Source organism: Delftia sp. RIT313, from assembly GCF_000632165.1.
GTDB classification, from domain to species: domain Bacteria; phylum Pseudomonadota; class Gammaproteobacteria; order Burkholderiales; family Burkholderiaceae_C; genus Comamonas; species Comamonas acidovorans.
The window spans coordinates 23,004-44,398 of record NZ_JFYT01000049.1 but is presented as its reverse complement, the minus strand read 5'-3'; the positions used below and the strand labels follow the sequence as shown (position 1 = coordinate 44,398).

The following is a 21,395-nucleotide window of genomic DNA, read 5'->3' as shown; positions in this document are numbered from 1 at the left end:
AAAGGAGAGATGGCCGCGCTGCTCATGCGTAGATGTCCATTGAGGTACTCAGTCCTCCGTCCAGGATGAAGTAGTTGCCGGTGATCCAGCGGCTGGCATCTGCGAGATGGAAGGCCGCGGCATAGGCTATATCCTGAGGATCGCCCAGGCCCAACGGTGTCTGCTCAATCAGGCGCTCCATCTGGGCACCGCCTTGGCTCAGTCCGTTCAGCATGGGGGTGCGAACGTAACCTGGTGCGATGCAGTTGGCACGTATGCCATGCTTTGCGACTTCGATGGCCAGTGAACGCATGGCTCCCAGCAGGGCCGATTTGCTTGCGGCATAGGCTGCTGTGGCCTGGGCCCCGCTGTGTGATGCCAGGGCCGAAATGAACACGATGGAGCCGCCGGCCACCACACGCTTTTTGCCCAGTAGCTCCTTGGTCAGCATCATCGGAGCATAGGTATTGTGTTCAAACATCTCGCTCAGATGCGCCTGGCTGATCATGCGAAAAGGCACCAGCCTGGAAATGCCGGCAGCATGCACCAGACCGTTGATCACGCCAGTTTGCTCGACCAGCCGAGCCAGATCGACAGGTTGTGCAAGATCAGCAATCACCGCCAAGTGGCCGCTGCCGGGCAGTTCATCGGCTGTGGCTTGCAGGCGTTGCGGGTCCCGTCCGGTGATGATCAGTTGCGCTCCCATGTCGGCGCAACTCAGCGCGACCTGCCGGCCTATGCCCGAAGACGCCCCCGTGACTAGAATGCGTTTCCCCGCCAGGGAGAACGGATCCTGATCCATCATGCCTCGACCAGTGCAGGAAAGCAGGCAGATTCCACTTCCACAATGGCCCCGCCCCAGGAAAGACCCACACCGAAACCGCACAGCAACAGCCGCTTTTTTCCCTCGGCCAACGCATCGCGCAGGCGCGTGGTCATGGTGACCGGCAATGAAGCGCCGCTGGTATTGCCGAACTCCTGCAGGGATGACGGCACTTTCTCGGCGGGCAGGCCGAGCTTCTTGCGTATCGTCTCGTTGATCATGCGGTTGGCCTGGTGAAAGATGAAGTAGTCCACCTCTTCCTTGTTCCTGCCGGAGTACTGCATCAGGCGCTCGACCATGGGCGGGACACGCTGCGTGGAAAAGCTCAGCACGGCAGGGCCGTCGAGCACCAGGTCCAGGTTGGAGTACCAGAAGCCATCTTCACCCTTGCGCGCAATCGCATGTTCCAGTTCAAAGGGCTGGCGATGCCCGCCTACCGGGACCATGATGGCCTTGTGGCCGCTGCCATCGCTGTTCAGATCGAAATGCATGGGGGGTGCTCCGGGCTGGTATTCCAGCGCTGTCGCCGTGGCGGCATCGGAGAACAGCGGGTCCTTGAGCGAGTCCCTGTGCTTGTAGCTGGACCGGTCTCCCAGCAGGATCAAGCCCTTCTTGACGACGCCCGAGGCCACCATGGAGCCCAGGATCTGCACCGCGAACGGATAACCGGAGCAACCCAGGTTGACATCAAAGGCCACGGTGCCGTGCGGCAGTCCCAGGCGGTCCTGCAAGATGATGGCCGTGGCCGGGGTCAGGTAGTCCGGCGACTGGGTGACCACGATCAGTGCATCGACCTCTTCGCGGGCCCATTGCAGCTCGGTGAGCAGCTTTTCGGCTGCATCGAACGCCAGGTCCGAAAAGCACTGCCAACTCGGACAGACCCTGCGCGTCAGTATGCCGATGTTGCGCACCAGGCGCTCACGCTCTGAACGCAGATGGGGGGGGACGTCGTTGATGTTGTGTACGACTTGCCGTGGCACGCAGCTGGCCATGCCCGCGAATCGCACGTTGTGCAGGGTGGACAGCGTCATGTCGTTCAGCCCAGCAGTTGGTAGAGGTCGTTGATGGTCGCGCAGTTCTTGAGATCGTCGCCCGTGATGGTTTTGCCGAAATCGACGTCGAACATGACGATCACGCCCAGTGCGGCCAGCGAGTCCCATTCGGGCAGGCGCTTGAGTTCGGTCTCTGGCGTCACTTCCACGGCCTCCTGGAAGTCCACGGCGGTCAGAAAGCTTTCGATGAATTGTTCAATGGAGGGCATGGACGGTGTTCCTAGTGAAAAACATCGTGCCCGGGCTTGGCCGCCAAGTCGCTTGGGCGGCTGGGTGGGCTTCGCCCATGCAGGCACGAAATACGACGGATTCTGGCAGAGCCGCTCGGGCGCGAACGATGGAACTGGACAGGAAAGTGCGGTTTGTTTTGTGTACTGCCGCAGGTGCCGTGCTTCTCGGACATCCACGCTTGGCCGCAGACCCCTGGAGTTGGCGCGGGCGCATCTATATCTTGTGGCCGGTGCGGGAGGGGCCGTCTGGGCAAAGTGTCAGGCTGGCATCAAAAAATCTTTGCAACGCCCCTAAAGTTCGCCGGGGCAGCTCCGAAAACCAACTCAGCAGAGGGACAAAAAGTCCTGAGCCCACCAAAAGCCGCGTAAATCGATGTGAAAGCGGCTGATGGTTGGATTGGGCCGCCGCCGCCCGCCTTGCGATAAGCGAGGGCACCGTGGCGGCGACGTAACTGAATTTACTAGGAGTTGTCACCATGGCCATGTCTATCAACACCAACGTGCAATCGCTGAACGCCCAACGCAACCTGGGTGCTTCGCAAAGCTCGCTGTCCACCACCATGCAACGCCTGTCCTCCGGCCTGCGCGTCAACAGCGCCAAGGACGATGCCGCTGGCCTGGCCATCGCTGAACGCATGAACGCCCAAGTCCGCGGCATGAACGTGGCTGTGCGCAACGCCAACGACGGCATCTCTCTGTCGCAGACCGCAGAAGGCGCGCTGGGCAAGATCGGTGAGAACCTGCAGCGTATGCGTGAACTGGCAGTCCAGGCGGCCAACGACACCAACGGCACGGCCGACCGCGGCTCGATGGACAAGGAATTCAAGCAGCTGGCCGAAGAAAACGCCCGCGTGATCAAGAACACCAAGTTCAACGGCCAGGAGCTGCTGACAGGTTCGGGTGGCAATTCCGGCACATTCCAGTTCCAGATCGGCTCCAACACGGCAAGCGACAACCAGATCTCCATTACCACGTCCGATCTGGCGTCTGCCATGGGCACCGTGGCTCAGGGTACAGGTGCCGGCGCAACGCTGGGTTCCACGGCCGCCACGGCCCTGACGGCAGTCACTGCCCTGGATAGCGCCATCGATGCCGTCAACGGCAAGCGCGCTGACTTCGGTGCCTCGCAAAACCGTTTCGATGCAGTGATCTCCAACCTGCAGGTGGCGTCCGAAAACACCGCGTCGGCACGCAGCCGCATCACGGATGCCGACTTTGCATCGGAAACAGCCAACCTGAGCCGTGCGCAGATCCTGCAGCAGGCCGGTACAGCGATGGTGGCCCAGGCCAACCAACTGCCCCAAGGCGTTCTGGCCCTGCTGCGCTGATCGTGCGAGTCCGGTGGCCTTCCCAAGCAGGAGGCGGCCGGAATTCTCCAAGCCCCAGGCATCTGCCTGGGGTTTTTTTATGGGCGAAAAGGTTGGCCAAGAGGGTGTACGAAGGGTGAATTGGCGCCAGATCATGGGCTTTATCGGCGCTTTGGTGAGGGGGCTTTTCCGCACAATCGTCCACATCAGATAGGCAGGGCTGGAAGTTCTGGCGTGCTGTCTGGCGTTCTGGCGGCTTGGGGTCGTCGAACGGTTGGCTATTGTTCATGCCTAACGAGGAGCTGCCCATGGCATCCATCATCAACACCAATCTTGTTTCGCTTAACGCCCAGCGCAATCTCAGCACGTCCCAGTCGTCGCTGAGCACGACCATGCAGCGCCTGTCTTCGGGTCTGCGTGTCAACAGTGCAAAGGACGACGCGGCGGGTCTGGCCATCGCCGAGCGCATGAACGCTCAGGTGCGAGGCATGAATGTGGCCATGCGCAATGCCAACGACGGCATTTCCATGGCGCAGACGGCCGAAGGCGCGCTGGGCAAGATCGGCGATAGTCTGCAACGCATGCGCGAACTCGCTGTTCAAGCTGCCAACGACACCAACGGCTCCACCGATCGGGGCTCGCTGGACAAAGAGTTTCAGCAGCTGGCGCAGGAAATTGCACGTATCGTTGGAAGCACAAGCTTCAACGGTCGTCCCCTGCTGAATAGCTCTAGTCCTACAGTCTTCCAGGTGGGCGCCAACACCGGACCTGACAATCAGATCACGATTTCCGCAGTGGATTTGACAGGCTCCACTCCGGGTGGTTTGGGAGTCAATGCAGGAACGACGCCTCCTTCGTTGGGCGGGTCCCTGGGCTCCTTGCTCGGTTCGGGTACCGGCACTGCGGGTGACGCACGCCTGTCGATGGCCGCGATCGATACGGCATTGGACGAAATCAACAATACACGCGCCACTTTTGGTGCTGCCCAGAACCGCTTTGAGGCTGTGATCTCGAACCTGCAGGTGGCGGCAGAAAATACATCGGCGGCACGCTCGCGCATCATGGACGCCGACTTTGCCGCTGAAACCGCGAACCTGAGCCGCACGCAGATCCTGCAGCAGGCCGGCACAGCCATGGTGGCCCAGGCCAACCAGTTGCCCCAGTCGGTGCTCAAGCTGATCCAGTAAGAGGGAGCCCGCGGGGCTTTGAGCCTGGCTGCGCGGCGCGCGGCCAAGAAAAGCCTCAGGTTCCAGAAAAACCGGTCGATAAGATACCGGGGAATGCCCTCGGGCATTTGGTGTGCGTGTTCGCAAGGACGCGTTCTGCGCTGTGGCGCGGAGGTGTTCTGCACTTAGAAAGGGATGGTCATGGCCACCTTGAGTTCAGCTGGCATCAGCGGCAGCGGCCTGGACGAGACGATGATCGCCAAACTGGTGGCCCTGCAAAAGCAGTCACTGGTTCCGCTTCAGCAAAAAGCGTCTGTCCTGGATTCCAAGATATCCACGTTCGGGCAGATCAAGTCCCTGATGTCCACGCTTCAGGACGCGGCCACTTCGCTGGCCAATGCCGATACGTGGCGTTTGACCAATGCTGCCACGACCAATACGGCCGTGGCGGTTTCGGTGACGGACGCCAATGCACTGCCGGGGTCTTCGGTGATCTCGGTGGACAAGCTGGCGCGCAGCCAATCGGTGGCCACCGGCATCATGCCTGCGGCCACGCAGTTCGGCGCGGGCAAGCTCACCATCACCATGGGTTCCTGGAACGCGGACGGAACCCAATTCAGCAATCCTGGAACGCCCCTGGATATCGATATCGCGGCGGGCGCCAAGCTGGAGGACGTGGTCCAGGCCATCAACAGCAAGGGCGCTGGCGTGGTGGCTTCGGTGCTCAAGGACGCCCAGGGCGAACGCCTTGTGCTGCGCTCGCGCAGCACAGGTGCGGATGCGGGCTTCACGGTCGGCTCCAGTGGAGATGCCAGCCTGTCGGCCCTGGCCTTCAATGGCAAGGCCACCACGGGTTCCGTGGCGCAGTACGCCCAGAACGCCGAGATCAATGTCAACGGCATCACGGTGCAATCGACAACCAACGAATTCAAGCAGACCCTGCCTGGACTCAATATCACGGTGACCCAGCAGACCACAGCGCCCGTCACGGTGACGGTGTCTTCGGACACTGAGGGCATGAAGAAGAAGATCCAGGCCTTCATGGATGCCTACAACGCGCTCAACGATGCGCTGGGCAGCTCCACCAAATACGACGCCGAGAGCAAGGTGGCTGGCGTGCTGCAGGGAGATGCCACCACGGTGGGCATGACCAACAGCCTGCGCAGCGTGCTCTCGGGCTCGGTCGTGGGCGGATCCGACACGCTCAAGCGCCTGTCGGACATGGGCATACAGATCCAGAAGGGCGGAAAGCTGGCCTTCGGGACGACGGCCAGTGACAAGACCAAGTTCGAGGCAGCTCTGAAGGACCCTGAGTCCATGAGCAAGATGTTCGCCTCGGCTGGCACCGATGGGCAGCCCAATACGCAAGGCCTTGCTGCGCGCATGAAGGACTTCACGAAGAAGGCCCTGGAGTTCGAAGGAACCTTCGACAACAAGAACAAGAGTCTGCAGGCGCTCAAGAAGGACAACGGCAAGTCCCAGGACCGGGTCAATGACCAGGCCGATTTGCTTGAAAAGCGCCTGCGTGCGCAGTATGCGTCCCTGGATGCCAAGATGGGCAGCTATTCCTCGCTGAGCGCTTACATGAACCAGCAAGTGGCACAGTGGAATAAATGATGGCAGGGCGGAGCGGCGGACGTGTTTTCTGTAACCAATGCTCGATGCCTCTACATTTTTGAGCATTGCAGCCGAAGAACAAGACATCAAGGAAACGAACATGTACACATCGCTCAACCGCCGTGCTGCAAGTGCCTACGCCCAGGTCGGCGTCCAGTCCTCCGTGGACGGCGCATCGCCCCACCAGCTGATCCAGCTGCTGTTCGACGCGCTTGAAAAATCGCTGAACGCGGCCAAGGGAGCCCTGCAGCGTGGCGACATCGGTGAGAAGGGAGTGCAGATCGGCAAGGCCGTTCGCATTCTGGAAGAAGGCCTGAAGGCCTCCGTCAATCCCGATGAAGGTGGCGAACTGGCCCAGAACCTGATTTCCGTCTACGACTACAGCATTACCCAGCTGACGCTGGCCAATCTGCGCAACGACGCGGCGCTGCTGCAAAGCGCGCAGGATGTGCTGGCTCCGATTGCCCATGGTTGGCGCGACATCGCCAACACGCCAGCCGTTGCCGGGACCTAGAAATGGAGCTGACATTGATTGACTTTTACCGTGCCATAGAAGACAGCAGCGCCAAGATGCTGCAGGCCGCACAGAACAAGGATTGGGAGGGGGTGACGCGCTACGAGGGCACTTGTGCCGTGCTGATCGAGCAGCTGCGGCTCAAGTCGCATGACGAGCCGCTGGCGCCCGATCAGCGCAAGGAGAAGGCCCGCATCATGCAGCGCATCCTGCGCAACGATGCCCAGATCCGCACGCTGGCCGAGCCCTGGCTGGCACAGTTCGAGCACATGTTCGACGGCCAGCCCCACGCCATGCATTGAGCAGGGCAGATCGGCAGGAGCAGCATCCGCAGCCTTCCTGCCGGACACATAAAAAAACCGCCTGATGTTCAGGCGGTTTTTTTATGGGCGGAATCTGTGGATGCCAGCGGCGGCTGAGGCTTCCCACCCGGCCGCTGTGGACTGATCAGGCCGCAGGCGCGGGCTGCACCTGCAGTTCGCTGAGCATGCGCAGCAGGATGCGGTTCACGTCCTCGATCTCGAAGGCGTGTTCTTCGCGCAGCTGGCGAATCGGTGCGGGATCGTCGGACTCCAGCGCAATGGCCATGAGCAGGGCCGGCGCGTAGGGGCCGGTGCGCGTCACTGCGGCGTCGAAGACGCGCTCGGACACGGGAATGCGGCGCAGCGCGGTGGGCAGGGGCTCGCCCAGCAGCTGGTCCAGCTGCGAGAGCAGGCCCAGCAGATAGACCTCGCGCTGCAGGTCGTGGCTGATGCCGGCCTCGATCAGTCGCTCGGTCAGGCTGGCGCGCAGCCGGATGGCGGTGCGCACGGGCACCAGGCTGGGCTCGGTGCAGGCGTGGGGCAACTGGTCGGACAGCCAGCGCTGCAGCGTGCCGTATCCCAGCATCACCAGGCCGCGGCGCAGCGAGTCCACATTGCCTCGCAGGCCCAGGGCTGCGGAGTTGGTGTAGAGCATGAAGCGATAGGCCAGGATGGGGTCCTCGCCCAGGATCTGCTCGAAGGCCTCGATCGATTGCTCGGCATCGACGGCGCGCATCAGTGCGAGCACGGTGTCGCGGCTGGGCAGGGCGGCGTGATGGCGCTGGGCATGCAGCGTATCGGCCACGGGCCAGCCGGCGATGGCGCCCGCATGGAAGCTGTCCAGGCACAGATCGGTCAGGGCCAGGCTGTCCAGCCCCTCGTACATCTGGCCGCCCAGCAGTTGCAGGGGCGGCAGGGTGGGTGCGGGCCTGGCGGCCTGCTTCAGGGCCTGGAGCTTGGTCGGTGCCTGGGCTGCCTGCGCGGCCTGTTGCAGCGCAAGCGCTGTCTGGTTTTGCATGCCCGAAGCGCCTTCGGGCGGCAGGTGCAGCAGGCTGCTGGCAAACCAGTGGGCGGCCTGGGCGTCGGGCACATCGGACAGTGGCCCGCGCCACACCAGCATGAGGCCGCGCGCATGGGCCTGGCGCACCAGGTCGTAGATGGCGGAGTCCTGCAGCCAGTCGCCGCGCACTTCGATCCAAGGGCTGCCCTTGGAGGCATTCTCCAGCAGGTCGCACAGTACCTGGCGGGATTGGGGGGACAGCAGCACCGGCGGCGACTGCGTGCCCCAGGTCTCGCGCAGTATGCGCAGCAGGTGGGCCACGTCGGCCTGGACGCCGGGTTCCTCGTGAAGATAAAGCTGCACGCCCGCCAGACGGCGGGCCTGGTTCCAGAGCGGCCTATAGCCGAGGGTCAGAGAGCTCAGGACGGACTGGACCATGGATGCATGCGCGGGTGGCTATCAGTTGATGAAGTTGAACAGTGACAGTTTCTGGATCGAGGCATAGGACTGCAAGGCAGCCTGCATGCCCACCTTCTGCATGTCCACATCGGAGAGGGCCTTGATCATATCGATGTCTTCGGCCCGCGAACGCGCCGCTTCCTGCTGGTCCGCCTGGTTCTTCATGTCGTCTTCAAGGCGGTCGGCGCGGTTGAGCTGGTCGCCGGCGAAGCTGCGCATGGCCTGGACGCGGCTCATGCCGGCGTCGAGTTCATTGAGGCCGCGTGCCAGCCCTTGCTGCAGGCCGCCAGGGTCCGTGCCGCCGTTCTTGACTGCGGAAATCACGCCGTCGAGCACACTGAACAGGTCGGTGCGCTGGCTGGGCGCCAGCTTGAAGGTGTCGCCGGTGGCCGGGTTGCCCGAAATGCCGACGGACATGCCGTCCACGGTGAGTTTGCCGTCGGCGGGGAAGGCCGTACCTGCGGGAACCTTGTTGGTTGTGGTGCCCCCGGGGGCGGGCAGGGGGTTGAAGGCGTCGATGCTATAGGTGACGGCGTTGGTGACCGGGTCCTTGACGAAGGCAATGGTGTAGGTGTCACTGGTCAGTTGACTGGGATCCGTTACGGTACCCAGGCTCGCGTAGGCGGAACTGCCGGCCACCGACTGGCGCGAGACGGAAAACACGCCGTTGCCCGTAGGCACGTTCATCCAAGTCGAGAACCCGTCCAGCGCGATCGGCAGCCCGTTCTCGCCGCCTGTGCTCTGGCCTGCCTGCAGCTGGGAGCTCGCGCCAGGCGTGGCGCTGGTCAGGGGGTCTTCCTTGCTGCCCAGTCCCCGGAAGAGAGGCATGCCATTGGAGTCCTTGGCATTGGCGTAGCTCAGGACCTGGTCGCGCAGGCTTTGGAGTTCCTGCACCAGCGCATCACGGGCCTTTTGGTCATAGGAGCCGTTGCCTGCCGCCAGGATCTTGTCGCGGAAGTCCTTGAGTGCGTCCTGGGCCGTACCCAGCTTGGATTCGCCCTGGGCGATCACATCGCGCTGCAGGCCCAGCACGCGCTGGTCGTTTTCGGAGCGGGAGATGCGCGTGAGTGCGCGTTCGGCCTGTGCGGCGGCCACGGGGTCGTCGCTGGCGCGCACCACGCGCTTGCCGGAGGTGGTCTTTTCCATCAGGTCCACCAGACTCGTGTTGCGCGAGTTCAGGTTGTTGATGGTGCTTTCGTACATGTTGGCCGTGCCAATGCGGGAGATGCTCATGGTGGAATGCTCCTGTCCTGTGATCAGCGGCCTACGGTCTGCAGAACGCTGTCGAAAATGCTTTGCGCGACCTGCAGCATCTTGGCCGAGGCCTGGTAGGACTGCTGGTACTGCAGCAGCTTGGCGGCCTCTTCGTCGAGGTTCACGCCCGAGACGGCCGTGCGGTCCGCCTCCAGGTTCTTGGCAATGGTCTCGGACAGCTTGGCCGCGTACTGCGCGCTCTGCGTGCGCGTTCCGACCTGGGCCATGGCGGTGGAAAAACCGTCGCTCAGCGTGGTCGAGCCATCGAAGAGCTTGCTGTCGCGCAGCGCCAGGAAGGAGCTGGCATTGCCCGCATCGCGCTGATAGGCGGTGCCGTATTGCGGGTCGGTGGCCTTGCCCAGCGTGACCTTGTCGCTGGTGGTTCCGTTGATGGCGGGCGTGCCGGTGATCTTGACCTGCAGGCCCGGTGCCAGCTGGATCGGCTGGCCGGAGGTGTAGGGACCGGTGGCGGGAATGCCGCCTGCGGGTGCCGGGGTGATGGTGTATTCCAGCTGCCCGGTGGCGTTCTTGCTGAACGACACCTCGGCGCCGGCAAAGCCTGCCAGATTGAAGCCGGCACTGACCTGGATGCCGCCCATTTGCAGGGTTGCATCGCCCAGCGATTTGATGCTGGCCGCCACGGGGTTGGCCACGGCCAGGTCGTTGGGCGAGTGCACGGCGGCCTGGATGTCGTGGGCGCCCGCCGCCATGGGGCGGAACAGCACGGTGTTGCCCGACACGCCTTCGGCCTTGAGGTCGAAGCGCAGGCCGTCGATCTCCTTGGAGCTCAGGTCGGCCATGTTGGTGAAGTCCGTGACCTTGCCGTCCGACAGGCGGATGACCTTGCCAGCTGGGGCCGTGCTGCCGAAGACGATCTGGTAGTCGGATGCCTTGAGCTGGCTGGAGTCGACCACCGTGGTCGTCGGCGTGGTGGCGCCTGTCCACTGCGCGCCCGTGGTCGAGCCGTTGCTGACCATGGACAGCTTGAACAGATTGCTGCCGCTTTGTCCCGACAGCGTCAGGCCCAGGTTGTTTTGCTCGTTCAGCGAGTCGCCAATGGCCAGGGCCATGCGGCCCAGCAGGTTGCGGCCCTCGGTCAGGTCGCTGCCCTGGAACTGCAGCAGGCCGGCGATCTCGCCGCCACCCAGCATGGAGGGCGTCAGTTCCACGTTCTGGCCGCCGGGCTGCTGGAAGTACAGGGCCATCTTGCCGCTGCCCGGGAACTCGGTGGCTTCCTTGAGCGTGAGCTGGGCGGAATTGGGTCCCAGCACCAGCGGCTGGCTGCCGCCCACGAACAGGCTGATGCTGCCGTCGTCCGCAGGGATCTGGCTGGTCTGCACGTATTTGTTGATGTTGCGCACCAGCTGGTCGCGCTGGTCCAGCAGGTCGTTGGGCGTCTGGCCCGAGGCGATGGAGCGGCTGATCTGCGCATTGAGCGTGGCTACCTGGCCTGCCAGGCTGTTGACCACGGTCACATCGTTGCCCATCTGCTGCTTGGCGCTGTAGTCCAGCTCGTCCAGCTGGGCCGATGCCGAGCGAAAGCGCGCCGCCAGCTCGTTCATGCGCGTGAGCACCACCTGGCGCGCCGACGGGTCGGTGGGCGCACCGGCCACGTCGCCGAACGAATTCATCATGTCCGTGATCGCCGCGCCCAGGCCGGTCTTGCCGCCGCCGAACACTTCCTGCATCTGCGCCAGCGAGGTGGCACGTGCCGAGTCGGCCGCCGACACGGCGCTGGCCGTGGCTGCCTGGCGGTTGAGCAGGTCATTGAAGTTGCGCAGGATGGTGTTCACATCCACGCCATTGCCGATGTAGCCGCTGCCCATGTTCTGGCCCGGCGAGGTCTGGAAGGCCACGCTCTGGCGCGAATATCCGGCCGTGTTGACGTTGGCGATGTTGTGGCCTGTGGTCTGCAGGGCGATCTGGTTCGCCATCAGGGCGCGGGACCCGACGTTCAAAAGGCTCATGACGTGTTCTCTGGTTAGGCTTGGGCACGTGCCGCGCTCTGCACGGCGCTCTGGATGGCGCGGCTGAGCTTGCTGGCGTATTCGGGATCGGTGGCGTAGCCGGCTTTCTGCAGCTCGGTCGCATAGGCCAGGGCCGAGTCGGTCTTTCCCATGGCTTTCTCGTAGCGCGGATTGCTGGTGATCAGGCGCGCGTAGTCGCGGAAGGACTCCTCGTAGGAGTCGTAGGCACGGAACTTGGCCGTGACCTTGCGCGCCACGCCGTCGATGTATTCGGTGGTAGTGACCTCGGCGACCTTGCCCGTCCAGCCCTTGCCGGCCTTGATGCCGAACAGGTTGTGGGCATTGCTGCCATTGGCATTCTTGATTTCGCTCTTTCCCCAGCCGGTCTCGTGTCCGGCCTGGCCCAGCATGAAGGCGGCCGGAATGCCGCTTTCCTGCGCCACGCGTGCAGCGGCGTCGCCATGGTGGGCGACGAAGTTGTCACGGCCCTTGGGCGCGGGCGCGTAGGCGTTGACGGACTGGGCCGCGCTGCTGCGGCTGCCGCTCCAGGCAGCTGTGGTGCCATTGGCGCTGCCGGCCGTGCTGCGCCAGGCGATGCGGCTCATGCTCAGTGTGGAGGGCACGGAGATCTCGGCATCCTCGGCGGCTTCCGAGCCCATGGTGCGGGCCAGCTGGCGCGTGATGGCATCCGACAGGCCGCCGGGCTGGCCCGACATGGCCACCGACAGCTGCTGGTCCAGCATGTCGGTGCTCAGATTGCCCTGTGCGCTGTCGAGCAGGCCGGACTTCATGGTGGCCTCGCGCATGCTCTTGATCATCTCGCGCATGAACAGCGATTCCAGCTGCTTGGCGGTTTCCTTCGCGGCCTGCGGACTGTTCTCGCCGGCCGCGAATTTGAGTGCGTTGAGGGACCGGGCGTCGGCCGCCAGCGCATTGCTGGCCGCAGTCTGCGATCCGTTGGGAAGTGCGATGCTCATATCACCTCCAGTTCGGCGTTGAGGGCGCCTGCTGCCTTGATGGCCTGCAGGATGGCCAGCAGGTCCTGGGGCGTGGCGCCCAGCGTGTTGAGTGCGCGCACCACGTCGGTCAGTTGCGGGGAGCCGGGCATGTTGATGATGTTGCCGGGCTCCTGCTTGATCTGGATGTCGGACTTCTGGGCCACCACGGTCTGGCCCTGCGAGAAGGCGCCGGGCTGGCTGATCACCGGCGTGGTGCTGATGGTGATGGCCAGGTTGCCATGCGCGATGGCGCAGGGGCCCAGGGTCACGGCCTGGTTGAGCACGATGGAGCCCGTGCGTGCATTGATCACGACCTTGGCCGAGGGCTTGGAGGTCTCGATCGGCATCTCCTGGATCTCGGCGATCATGCGCACGCGCGATCCCGGGTCCTGGGGCGCGGACACGCGCACGGTGCGCCCGTCCAGCGCCTGTGCCACGCCCTGGCCCATGCGCTGGTTGATGGCGCGCACCACCTTGTCGGCGGTCTGGAAATCGGTGGCGTTCAGGCCCAGCGTGATGCTGTCGCCTTCGTTGATCGGGGTGGGTACGGCGCGCTCGACCTGGGCGCCCTGCGGCACGCGGCCGGCGCTCAGGTGGTTGATCTGCACCTTGGAGCCGCCGGCCGAGGCGCCGGCGCCGCCGACCACGAGGTTGCCCTGGGCCAGCGCATAGATCTCGCCATCGGCGCCACGCAGCGGCGTGGCCACCAAGGTGCCGCCCTTGAGCGACTTGGCATTGCCCACGGAGGAGACCACCACGTCGATGGCCTGGCCCGGCTGGGCAAAGGCCGGCAGTTCGGCGGTGACGATCACGGCCGCCACGTTCTTGAGCTGCAGCTGGCCCGAATTGCCTGTGGCGGGCAGCGAGATGCCCATCTGCTCCAGGTAATTGGCCAGGGCCTGCTTGGTGTAGGGCATCTGGGTGGTCTGGTCGCCCGTGCCGTCGAGGCCGACCACCAGACCGTAGCCGGTCAACTGGTTGCTGCGCACGCCCTGGATGGCAGCGACCTCTTTGATGCGTGTTGCATGCGCCGGCAGGGTCAGCATGCTGGCGCCGAGGGCGGCTGCAACCCAGAAGGGGCGCTGCGCTTGGCGCAATGTCAGGAGCATGGACAGTACTTTCATGCTGTCCATTCTCCGGAGAATCAGAACGGCATAACGTTCAAAAAGAACCGGGACAACCAGCCAATTGACTGCGCTTCCCCGGCCTGTCCGCGGCTGCGCGATTCCACGCGCACATTGGCCACCTGGGTCGATGCGACCAGGCTGCCGGGCTGCATCGTGCGCGGGTCCACCGTGCCCGTGAAGCGCAGCACATCCACGTTGTGGTTCACGCCGATCTGCTTTTCTCCGGCGATCACCAGATGGCCGTTGGGCAGCACATCGACCACCGTCGTGCTGATGGCGCCCGTGAACGTGTTGTCGCTCGACGTCGAGCCCGAGCCCGTGTAGTCGTTGTTGTTGTTGAAGCCGATGTTCGAGCGGTCCTTGAGATTGGCCAGCGCATTGCCCGAGAACAGCGGCAGCGCAGAAATCCCCGCCGTGGTCTTGTTGGACCGCTTGAGGCCCGAATCCGACTTCTGGCTGGCCGTCACGCGCTCCACGATCTGCACCGTCACCATGTCCCCCACCAGGCGCGCGCGCCGGTTCTCGAAACCGGGACGGTAGCTGGCGGCATTGAACAGGCTGCCCGTAGGGCTGCCCGCCACGGGCGCGGCCGGCATCAGCACCGGAGGCGCAGTGGACGGCATGTCCACCGGCGGCGGGTCATTGAGCGTCGTGCAGCCCGACAGGACTGCCGCCAGCGCCAGGCACGTGCCCGTCGCGGAAAGGGAGAAAGTTCGTTGGGTCATGGCGATGTTCCCGGGTTCAATGGTTCATGGCTGCGCATGCAGACCCCTCCCTCGAGAACTGGCATGTCCCAGCCCAGGGACACCGAGGAAGGGCCGCCCCGCACCGAGGGTGTCGTCCCCCTCCCGCGCAGCGAGAGAGGGGGAAGCGGCGAAGCCGCTCAGGGGGAGAGATCGATTACAGCTGCGCCAGCTTGGCCAGCATCTGGTCCGAAGTCGTGATGGCCTTGGAATTCATTTCATAGGCGCGCTGGGTCTGGATCATGGTCACCAGCTCCTGCACCACGTTCACGTTCGAGCCTTCCAGGTAGCCCTGCTTGATCATGCCCATGCCGTTGACTCCGGGCTGGCCCTGCTGGGGCTGGCCCGAGGAAGCGGTCTCGGTGAACAGGTTCTGGCCACGCGGCTCCAGGCCGGCCGGATTGATGAACTGGCTCATGGCGATATTGCCCACCTGCTGGGGCGCGGCCTGTCCGGCCATGGTCACGCTGACCACGCCCTCGGGGCTGATCGACACCTTGGTCGCGCCCTGGGGAATGGTCACGCCGTTGGCGATGGGCATGCCGCTGGCCGTCACCAGCTGGCCCTGCGCATCGACCTGGAAGGAGCCGTCACGGGTATAGGCCGTGGTGCCGTCGGGCATGTTGACCTGGAAGAAGCCGTTGCCGTCGATGGCCACGTCCAGCGCATTGTTGGACTGCTGCAGGGCGCCCTGCAGGAAATTGCGCGAGGTGGCCACCGTGCGCACACCCAGGCCCAGGTGCAGGCCCGTGGGCAACTGGTTCTGCTCGGTCGTCTGCGAGCCGGACTGGCGCAGGTTCTGGTAGATCAGATCCTCGAACACCGCGCTGGCGCGCTTGTAGCCCGTGGTCGAGACGTTGGCCAGGTTATGGGAAATCACGTCCAGCTGGGTCTGCTGGGCTTCCATGCCGGTCTTGGAGATGAACAGTGAATTGATCATGGCGTTTTCCTTTTCAGTGCTTTCAGCCGTTCATGCTCAAGAGTTGGCTGGCCGTCTTGTCATTGGTTTCTGCCGTCTGCAGCAGGCGCATCTGGGTCTCGAACTGGCGGGCGGCGGCAATCATGCCGACCATGGTCTCCACCGAGTTCACGTTCGAGCCTTCGATGGCGCCGGACAGCAGGCGTGCGTTCTCGTCGTTGGGCAGCGGATCGCCGTCGCCCGTGCGGAACAGGCCGTCATTGCCGCGCACCAGCGCGGCGTCCTCGGGCGGCGTGGCCAGCTTGACGCGGCCCACGGCCACGGGCAGCTGGTTGCCGGTCTTGGCGGTCAGCGTGCCGTCCGAGCCCAGCGTGATCGTGGACTCGGGGGGAATGTCGATGGGGCCGCCGCCGTCGGACAGCACGGCCTGGCCATTGCTGTTGACCAGCTGGCCCTCGGGGGAGACTTCGAACACGCCGTTGCGTGTGTAGGCCTCCTGGCCATCCAGGCCCTGGACGGCGAACCAGGCGCGGCCCATGGCCATGGCGTCCAGTGCGCGGCCCGTACGCTGGGTGGGTCCGGGCGTGTCCACGTAGCCGGAGGTCGCCTCCAGCGCGAACACGCGCGTGCCCGCGCCGCTGCCCTGCAGGGGCACGGAGCGGAAGGTGGACATTTCGGCCCGGAAGCCGTTGGTGCCGGCATTGGCCAGGTTGTGGGCCAGCACGGACTGACGCTGCGCCGCTGCGTTGGCGCCCGTCATGGAGGTGTAGATGATGCGGTCCATGCCGGCTCTCCTGACTCAGTTCTTGGCTATCAGCGCAGGTTCACCAGGGTCGAGAAGACCTGGTCCTGGGTCTTGATGGTCTGGGCATTGGCCTGGTAGGCGCGCTGCGCGGTCATCATGTTCACCAGCTCGGCGGTCAGGTCCACGTTGGAGTCTTCCAGCGCGCCCGAGCGCAGCGAGCCGAAGGTGCCCGACTCGGCCGTGCCGTTCAGCGCCGGGCCCGAATCCGAGGTCTCCACCCACTTGTTGTCGCCCACGGCGCCCAGGCCCTGGGTGTTGGTGAAGGCGGCCAGGGCCAGCTGGCCCTCGGTGCGCGTCACGCCGTTGGAGTAGGTGGCCACGATGGAGCCATCGTTGCCGACATTGATGCCGGTGAGCGCGCCTGCGGTGTAGCCGTCCTGCTTGAGGCTGCTGACCGCGAACTTGGAGCCGAACTGCGAGACGTTGGAGAAGTCCAGCGTCACGCCCGCAGTGCCGTTGATGGTGCCGGGCGTGGGCGCGTTGGGGTTGCTGCTGTTGATCTGCACGCCAGCCACGGGGCTGCCGCTGGTGATCTTGCCGGAGGCGTCGAAGACCAGAGTAGTCAGCAGCTTGGCGACCTTCGGGGGCGATGCCGTCGGATCGTCCAGGCCGTCATAGACCTTCCAGGTGTTGGCGGCCGTGTCCTTCTCGAAGTACATCTGCACCGGCGTGGGCACGCCCTGGCTGTCATAGACGTTGATCGAGGTGCCATAGGTGGCGCGCGGCGTGGCGGGCACGGGCGGCGTGGCAGTGGAGTTGCCGGCTGCGGGCGTGGCGCGCGCATCGAGGTTCAGCGACACGTCGATCTTGGTCGTGGTCTTGGCAGCGATCGGCTGGCCCGAAGGAAAGACCATGGGCACGGGCTGGCCGCCGGCCAGCACCTTGCCCGTGGTGGCGTCCACGGGGTAGCCCATGACGTTGTCGCCCTGCACGGTCTTGAGGTTGCCCTGCTTGTCCAGGCCGAAGTTGCCGGCGCGCGTATAGGCCGTGCTGCCGTCGGGCTGGCGCACGACGAAGAAGCCGTTGCCGTTGATGGCCACGTCCAGGTTGTTGCCCGTGGTGGTGATCGGGCCCTGGCGGAACTGCTGGGTCACGGCGGCCACATTGACGCCGATGCCGCTGTTCTGGCCGCTGGCCGAACCCACGGCGCTGGCCACGGCCTCGGCGAACTCGGCGCGCGAGGACTTGAAGCCCGTGGTGTTGGCGTTGGCGATGTTGTGGCCGATCACGTCCAGGTTCTTGCTGGCGGCGTTCAGACCCGAGAGGCCTTGTTGGAATCCCATGGTGTGCTCCTGCGATGTATTTGGGTGGATGGTGCGGGGGTCAGTACACGGCCTTGACGGAGGCGTAGGCGACGTTGGTGCCGTCGTCCAGCTCCAGCGTCAGCTTGCCGTCGGTGGTGCCTGTGGCGAGCACCGCATGGGGCGACAGCGTGGTCGAGGCCACGACCGTGTCGGCATTCGTGGCCTGCACCGTGTAGCGCAGCTGGCTGGCGTCGCCCGTGTACTTGCTGCCGTCCCAGGTGAAGTAGTTGCGGCCAGCGGTGCCGCTGCCCAGCTCGACGGTGTCCACCAGCTCGCCGCTGGCGGTGGTGATCTGCACCTTCACGTCGGCGGCCGGGCCTTCGAGGTCGAAGGCAGCCGTATAGGACTTTTCCTTGCCCACGCCCAGGGTGTTGCCTTCGGTCAGCACGGTGCGGCCGATCATCTGCGTGCCCTGCAGCACCTGCATGGCGGTGAACTGGCCGGCCATGCTTTCCATGGTCTTGTTCAACTGCTGGATGCCGGTGACGGTGTTGATCTGCGCCATCTGCGAGGTCATCTGCGCGTTGTCCATGGGATTCATGGGATCCTGGTTGTTCAACTGCGCGACCAGCAGCTTCAGGAAACGGTCCTGCGCCGCCGCGGGGTCGGTGGTCGAATTGCTCGTGGCGGATTTGTTGTTGATGTCGGCCGTGCTGGCGACGCTGCCTGCGCCATAGATCATGGGAGTGGCTCCTGGAAAGTGGTGCGGACGGGGCTCACTGGCCCATCTGCAGGGTTTTGAGCAGCAGCGACTTGGTCGTGTTCATGACCTCGACGTTGTTCTGGTAGGAGCGCGAGGCCGAGATCATGTTGACCATCTCGTCCACGGCGCTGACGTTGGAGTGCGTCACATAGCCTTCGGCATCGGCCAGCGGGTGCTGGGGGTCGTGGATGCGGCGGCCGGGCGTGTTGTCCTGGCTGATGGCGCTGACGCGCACGCCAGAGGAGCCTTCCTCGCCCATGGCCACGGTCTGGAAGACCACCTGGCGCGCCTGGTAGGCCTTGCCGTCGGGGCCGGCCACGGCATCGACGTTGGCCAGATTCGAGGCCACGACGTTCAGGCGCTGCGATTGGGCGCTGACGGCACTGCCGGAGATGCTGAAGATGGAGAACATGGACATGGGAAAGCTCCTGTGATCTGTGGCGCCGGCTTACTGGCCCTGGATGGCTGACAGCATGGTCTTGGCCTGGCCGTTCAGAAAGCGCAGCGTGGCTTCGTAGCGCACGGCGTTGTCGACGAAGTTGGCGCGTTCGCGGTCCAGGTCCACGGTGTTGTTGTCCATGTTGGTCTGGGCCTGCACCGAGTAGCCGAGATGGCTTTGCGCGCTCTGCCCCGAGGCGGCGGCAGGCAGCGGAATGTGTCCGCCCTGGCTGACGCTGGCCAGCGTCATGGGCGAGGGGCCGGAGGTAACGGCCGTCAGCGCCTCGCGGAAATTGAAGTCTCGCGCCACATAGCCCGGGGTGTCGGCATTGGCGATGTTGCTGGCGATTGCACGCTGGCGCTCGGCGCGCAGCACCAGCGCCTTGCTCTGGAAGTCCAGTCGTTCAGTCATCTTGTCGAGCATGTCGGCCTCGCCCTCTGGGATTTGCGGTGATCGGTTGACGAAATGGCGGCAGCCCACGGACTGCGGCATGCGTCGATTATGGAAATCGGGCCCGAACGCTAAAGCGCGAAGAAAGCGCGTTTGCCTGCGCAGTTCGGCGCTTCGGAAAAGAGCGCTCGCCCTATATTTGCTGGCATCGCTCCAGGTGTCCCACCCATCCTGACGGGAGGCCGGAGCAAGTCAGGAGCCACAGCCATGCCGAACTTCAGCACCGCCCATTCGCCATCCGCCGTCCGAGCCCTCGCTCGCGCCGTCGCATGCGCTGCGCTTGCCGCTGGAGCGTCGCTGGCAGGCCCTGCCTTCGCGCAAAACGCTCCTGACGGTGCAGCCCAGCTCAGCCAGATCGGCCAGCGCTTTGCCGACGAGGCCCTGCAGCAAGGCATGGCCGGCGCGGGCGCCTTGCCCCTGCGCATGGAAGTGCAGATGGGCCAGCTCGATCCCCGCCTGCGCCTGGCCGCCTGCGCCAAGGTCGAACCCTATTTGCCCGCAGGCTCGCGCCTGTGGGGCCGTACCCGCCTGGGTCTGCGCTGCCTGCAGGGCGCCGTGGCCTGGAATGTGTTCCTGCCCATCACGGTCAAGGCCTGGGGGCCGGCCTGGGTGCTGCAAAACGGTGTGCCTTCGGGCCGCCCGCTGTCGGCCGACGATGCCGTCCAGGCCGAAGTGGACTGGGCCGAGGAATCGGCCGCCGTCTACGCCAACCAGCAGGACTGGGTGGGCCTGGTGGCTTCCCGCCCGCTGGCCGCAGGCCAGGCGCTGCGCCAGAACATGCTGCGCACGCCGGCGCTGTTCGCGGTGGGTGCCGAAGTGCGCGTTCTGGTCAACGGTGGTGGTTTTTCCGTCACATCGTCGGGCAAGGCCATGTCGGCCGCCGGCGAAGGCCAGACCGTGCGGGTTCGCATGGATAATGGCCGGCTCATCTCCGGGGTGGTGAATCCCGAGGGCGTGGTGCTGGTCCAGTAAAAAAACCTCAAGTTTTGTTCCAGGCAGTCGAAAGCTAGGCACAGCGCCTCACGCCGCCAGGGCGATTGGAGAATCAAGATGAAGATAGGTCAAAAACCGGAACTGCCCGCCGCTGCCTCCCAGGCCGCCGCCAAGCAGCCCAAGACAGCCAGCACCATTGCCGCCGAGGAATCCTCCGCCCAGGCCCAGCCTGCCAAGGCGGCCGGTGTTCCCGTGTCGTTCTCGACCTCGGCCCGCGCACTGGACCAATCTGGTCGCGCCACGGCCGATTTCGATGCCAACCGCGTCAAGGAAATCCGCGAAGCCATTGCCAACGGCACCTTCCGCGTGAACGCCGACGCCGTGGCCGACAAGCTGCTGGCCAACTCCGAAGAATTCCTCTCGCACTCGCGCATCTGAGCGCGGGTTCGGTTCTTTCTCGGTTTTTTCCTTCCGGCGCGAGCACGCGCTTTCTTTTTTCAGCAAGGCCTGTCCCATGACTCTCAGCGAGATGCTCGATTCCCTGGACGCGGTGGTCCGGATGGTGTCCGCCTCGCTGCAATCGAAGGATGCGGTCGCGCTGGAGCAGTCCAGCACCCGGCTGCGCGATGCCATGGCGGCGTTCTCCGAACTGGCCCGGCGCTTCAGCGCGGCCGACTGGACGCAGGAGCTGCGCGAACGCGCCCAGGCGCTGGGCGAGCAGATGGCCATGCAGCGCGACCAGCTGGCACGCATGGCCGTGGTGGCCCAGAGCCAGGCGGCGGCGCTGATTCCCCAGACTTCGGACCAGGCCACGTATGGACGCGACCTGTATGGACACCCCCATGCCGGACCGGGCAAGGCGCGCATCTACCACTCGGCCAGCTGAAGCCGCGTCCCTTTTTTCTCTCTCTTCTCTCTCCTCTTTCTTTCCGCTGCCCAACCCTCCGGCATCCGTGCCCGAGGGTTTTGTCTTTTCCGGGCTGGGATTCGGTTGAATGAATCTGCGCAGCGGGCGCAGGCACGGCTGGAGCTCGGGCGTACCCATCCATGCGCGGGATGAGGCTGCGCTCGGTCAATGAAGTGGAGGAGGGGGAATGCTGGATGGCCGTGCGCAGGAAGGGCGGCCAGGAATGAGGGACGGCCAGAGGCCAGATCCGGGGAAAACGAAGCAAGGACCCTGAAGACGGCAAGATCCGAAATGCGCGGAAATGACGCTGCCGTGCAATGGCAATGGCAATGGCAATGCAAGCGCAATGCAAGCGCAATGGCGCGCGCAAATCCCGTTCGGTCTGCGGTTTGCGGTC

23 protein-coding genes are annotated in these 21,395 nt (G+C 64.6%); 8 read left to right on the top strand and 15 right to left on the bottom strand.

Annotated features, from left to right (window positions below):
* Positions 1-22: 22 nt before the first annotated feature.
* From BW39_RS14690 to BW39_RS14680, 3 genes are read right to left on the bottom strand one after another with little or no spacing between them, the layout of a single operon-like run.
* Positions 23-784 carry an SDR family NAD(P)-dependent oxidoreductase gene (locus BW39_RS14690; RefSeq protein WP_034398034.1) on the bottom strand — a complete coding sequence of 254 codons (762 nt, stop codon included), beginning with the start codon at positions 782-784 and terminating at the stop codon, positions 23-25.
* Positions 781-1,833, bottom strand: a complete 1,053-nt coding sequence (locus tag BW39_RS14685) for a ketoacyl-ACP synthase III (protein WP_043822576.1) — start codon at positions 1,831-1,833, stop codon at positions 781-783. The genes BW39_RS14690 and BW39_RS14685 overlap by 4 nt, the downstream gene beginning before the upstream one ends.
* Positions 1,834-1,838: 5 nt before the next feature.
* On the bottom strand, positions 1,839-2,063 hold the full coding sequence (locus tag BW39_RS14680) for an acyl carrier protein (protein WP_034398038.1): 225 nt from the start codon (positions 2,061-2,063) through the stop codon (positions 1,839-1,841).
* Positions 2,064-2,560: 497 nt separating this feature from the next.
* Between BW39_RS14680 and BW39_RS14675 the strand changes: the two genes are divergently transcribed.
* The 5 genes from BW39_RS14675 (at position 2,561) to BW39_RS14655 (ending at position 6,990) form a co-directional block, all read left to right on the top strand.
* Positions 2,561-3,412 carry a flagellin domain-containing protein gene (locus BW39_RS14675; protein ID WP_034398040.1) on the top strand — a complete coding sequence of 284 codons (852 nt, stop codon included), beginning with the start codon at positions 2,561-2,563 and terminating at the stop codon, positions 3,410-3,412.
* A gap of 287 nt (positions 3,413-3,699) precedes the next feature.
* Entirely contained in the window at positions 3,700-4,578 is an 879-nt protein-coding gene (locus BW39_RS14670; protein WP_034399132.1) for a flagellin domain-containing protein, read from the top strand.
* A 180-nt stretch (positions 4,579-4,758) separates the two neighbouring features.
* On the top strand, positions 4,759-6,174 hold the full coding sequence (gene fliD, locus BW39_RS14665) for a flagellar filament capping protein FliD (protein WP_034399134.1): 1,416 nt from the start codon (positions 4,759-4,761) through the stop codon (positions 6,172-6,174).
* Positions 6,175-6,274: 100 nt separating this feature from the next.
* Positions 6,275-6,688: a flagellar export chaperone FliS gene (fliS, locus tag BW39_RS14660; protein WP_034399135.1), complete on the top strand. Its 414-nt coding sequence runs from the start codon at positions 6,275-6,277 to the stop codon at positions 6,686-6,688.
* Between the two features lie 2 nt (positions 6,689-6,690).
* Complete coding sequence (locus BW39_RS14655) at positions 6,691-6,990, top strand: flagellar protein FliT (RefSeq protein ID WP_012202553.1); 300 nt, start codon at positions 6,691-6,693, stop codon at positions 6,988-6,990.
* A 145-nt stretch (positions 6,991-7,135) separates the two neighbouring features.
* On the opposite strand, the gene BW39_RS14650 is transcribed toward BW39_RS14655, so the two are convergent.
* From BW39_RS14650 to flgB, 12 genes are all read right to left on the bottom strand, one after another.
* Complete coding sequence (locus BW39_RS14650) at positions 7,136-8,428, bottom strand: HDOD domain-containing protein (protein ID WP_034398042.1); 1,293 nt, start codon at positions 8,426-8,428, stop codon at positions 7,136-7,138.
* Between the two features lie 21 nt (positions 8,429-8,449).
* A complete protein-coding gene (flgL, locus tag BW39_RS14645; RefSeq protein WP_034398045.1) occupies positions 8,450-9,682 on the bottom strand; it encodes a flagellar hook-associated protein FlgL in 1,233 nt (410 codons plus the stop codon).
* 23 nt (positions 9,683-9,705) lie between these two features.
* A complete protein-coding gene (gene flgK / locus BW39_RS14640) occupies positions 9,706-11,670 on the bottom strand; it encodes a flagellar hook-associated protein FlgK (protein WP_043822573.1) in 1,965 nt (654 codons plus the stop codon).
* Between the two features lie 14 nt (positions 11,671-11,684).
* On the bottom strand, positions 11,685-12,647 hold the full coding sequence (flgJ, locus tag BW39_RS14635) for a flagellar assembly peptidoglycan hydrolase FlgJ (RefSeq protein WP_034398047.1): 963 nt from the start codon (positions 12,645-12,647) through the stop codon (positions 11,685-11,687).
* The gene (locus BW39_RS14630) at positions 12,644-13,792 is read right to left on the bottom strand and encodes a flagellar basal body P-ring protein FlgI (protein WP_012202558.1); all 1,149 of its coding nucleotides are present in this window, start codon (positions 13,790-13,792) and stop codon (positions 12,644-12,646) included. Before BW39_RS14630 ends, flgJ begins: the two co-directional genes overlap by 4 nt.
* 20 nt (positions 13,793-13,812) lie before the next feature.
* Entirely contained in the window at positions 13,813-14,520 is a 708-nt protein-coding gene (locus tag BW39_RS14625) for a flagellar basal body L-ring protein FlgH (protein WP_013800361.1), read from the bottom strand.
* A gap of 175 nt (positions 14,521-14,695) precedes the next feature.
* Entirely contained in the window at positions 14,696-15,478 is a 783-nt protein-coding gene (gene flgG, locus BW39_RS14620; RefSeq protein ID WP_013800362.1) for a flagellar basal-body rod protein FlgG, read from the bottom strand.
* A gap of 22 nt (positions 15,479-15,500) precedes the next feature.
* Positions 15,501-16,241, bottom strand: coding sequence for a flagellar basal body rod protein FlgF (locus BW39_RS14615; protein WP_013800363.1), 741 nt, complete (start codon positions 16,239-16,241; stop codon positions 15,501-15,503).
* A gap of 29 nt (positions 16,242-16,270) precedes the next feature.
* Positions 16,271-17,545 carry a flagellar hook protein FlgE gene (gene flgE / locus BW39_RS14610; RefSeq protein WP_043822570.1) on the bottom strand — a complete coding sequence of 425 codons (1,275 nt, stop codon included), beginning with the start codon at positions 17,543-17,545 and terminating at the stop codon, positions 16,271-16,273.
* A 40-nt stretch (positions 17,546-17,585) separates the two neighbouring features.
* Positions 17,586-18,248 carry a flagellar hook assembly protein FlgD gene (locus tag BW39_RS14605; protein WP_012202563.1) on the bottom strand — a complete coding sequence of 221 codons (663 nt, stop codon included), beginning with the start codon at positions 18,246-18,248 and terminating at the stop codon, positions 17,586-17,588.
* Positions 18,249-18,282: 34 nt separating this feature from the next.
* Entirely contained in the window at positions 18,283-18,687 is a 405-nt protein-coding gene (flgC, locus tag BW39_RS14600; protein ID WP_012202564.1) for a flagellar basal body rod protein FlgC, read from the bottom strand.
* Positions 18,688-18,717: 30 nt separating this feature from the next.
* The gene (gene flgB / locus BW39_RS14595; RefSeq protein ID WP_013800365.1) at positions 18,718-19,131 is read right to left on the bottom strand and encodes a flagellar basal body rod protein FlgB; all 414 of its coding nucleotides are present in this window, start codon (positions 19,129-19,131) and stop codon (positions 18,718-18,720) included.
* A gap of 234 nt (positions 19,132-19,365) precedes the next feature.
* On the opposite strand from flgB, the gene flgA reads away from it, so the two are divergent.
* The 3 genes from flgA (at position 19,366) to BW39_RS14580 (ending at position 20,977) form a co-directional block, all read left to right on the top strand.
* The gene (gene flgA / locus BW39_RS14590) at positions 19,366-20,130 is read left to right on the top strand and encodes a flagellar basal body P-ring formation chaperone FlgA (protein ID WP_043822568.1); all 765 of its coding nucleotides are present in this window, start codon (positions 19,366-19,368) and stop codon (positions 20,128-20,130) included.
* 78 nt (positions 20,131-20,208) lie between these two features.
* The gene (gene flgM / locus BW39_RS14585) at positions 20,209-20,529 is read left to right on the top strand and encodes a flagellar biosynthesis anti-sigma factor FlgM (protein WP_043822566.1); all 321 of its coding nucleotides are present in this window, start codon (positions 20,209-20,211) and stop codon (positions 20,527-20,529) included.
* A 76-nt stretch (positions 20,530-20,605) separates the two neighbouring features.
* Positions 20,606-20,977, top strand: coding sequence for a hypothetical protein (locus tag BW39_RS14580; RefSeq protein WP_012202568.1), 372 nt, complete (start codon positions 20,606-20,608; stop codon positions 20,975-20,977).
* The last annotated feature ends 418 nt before the right edge of the window (positions 20,978-21,395 follow it).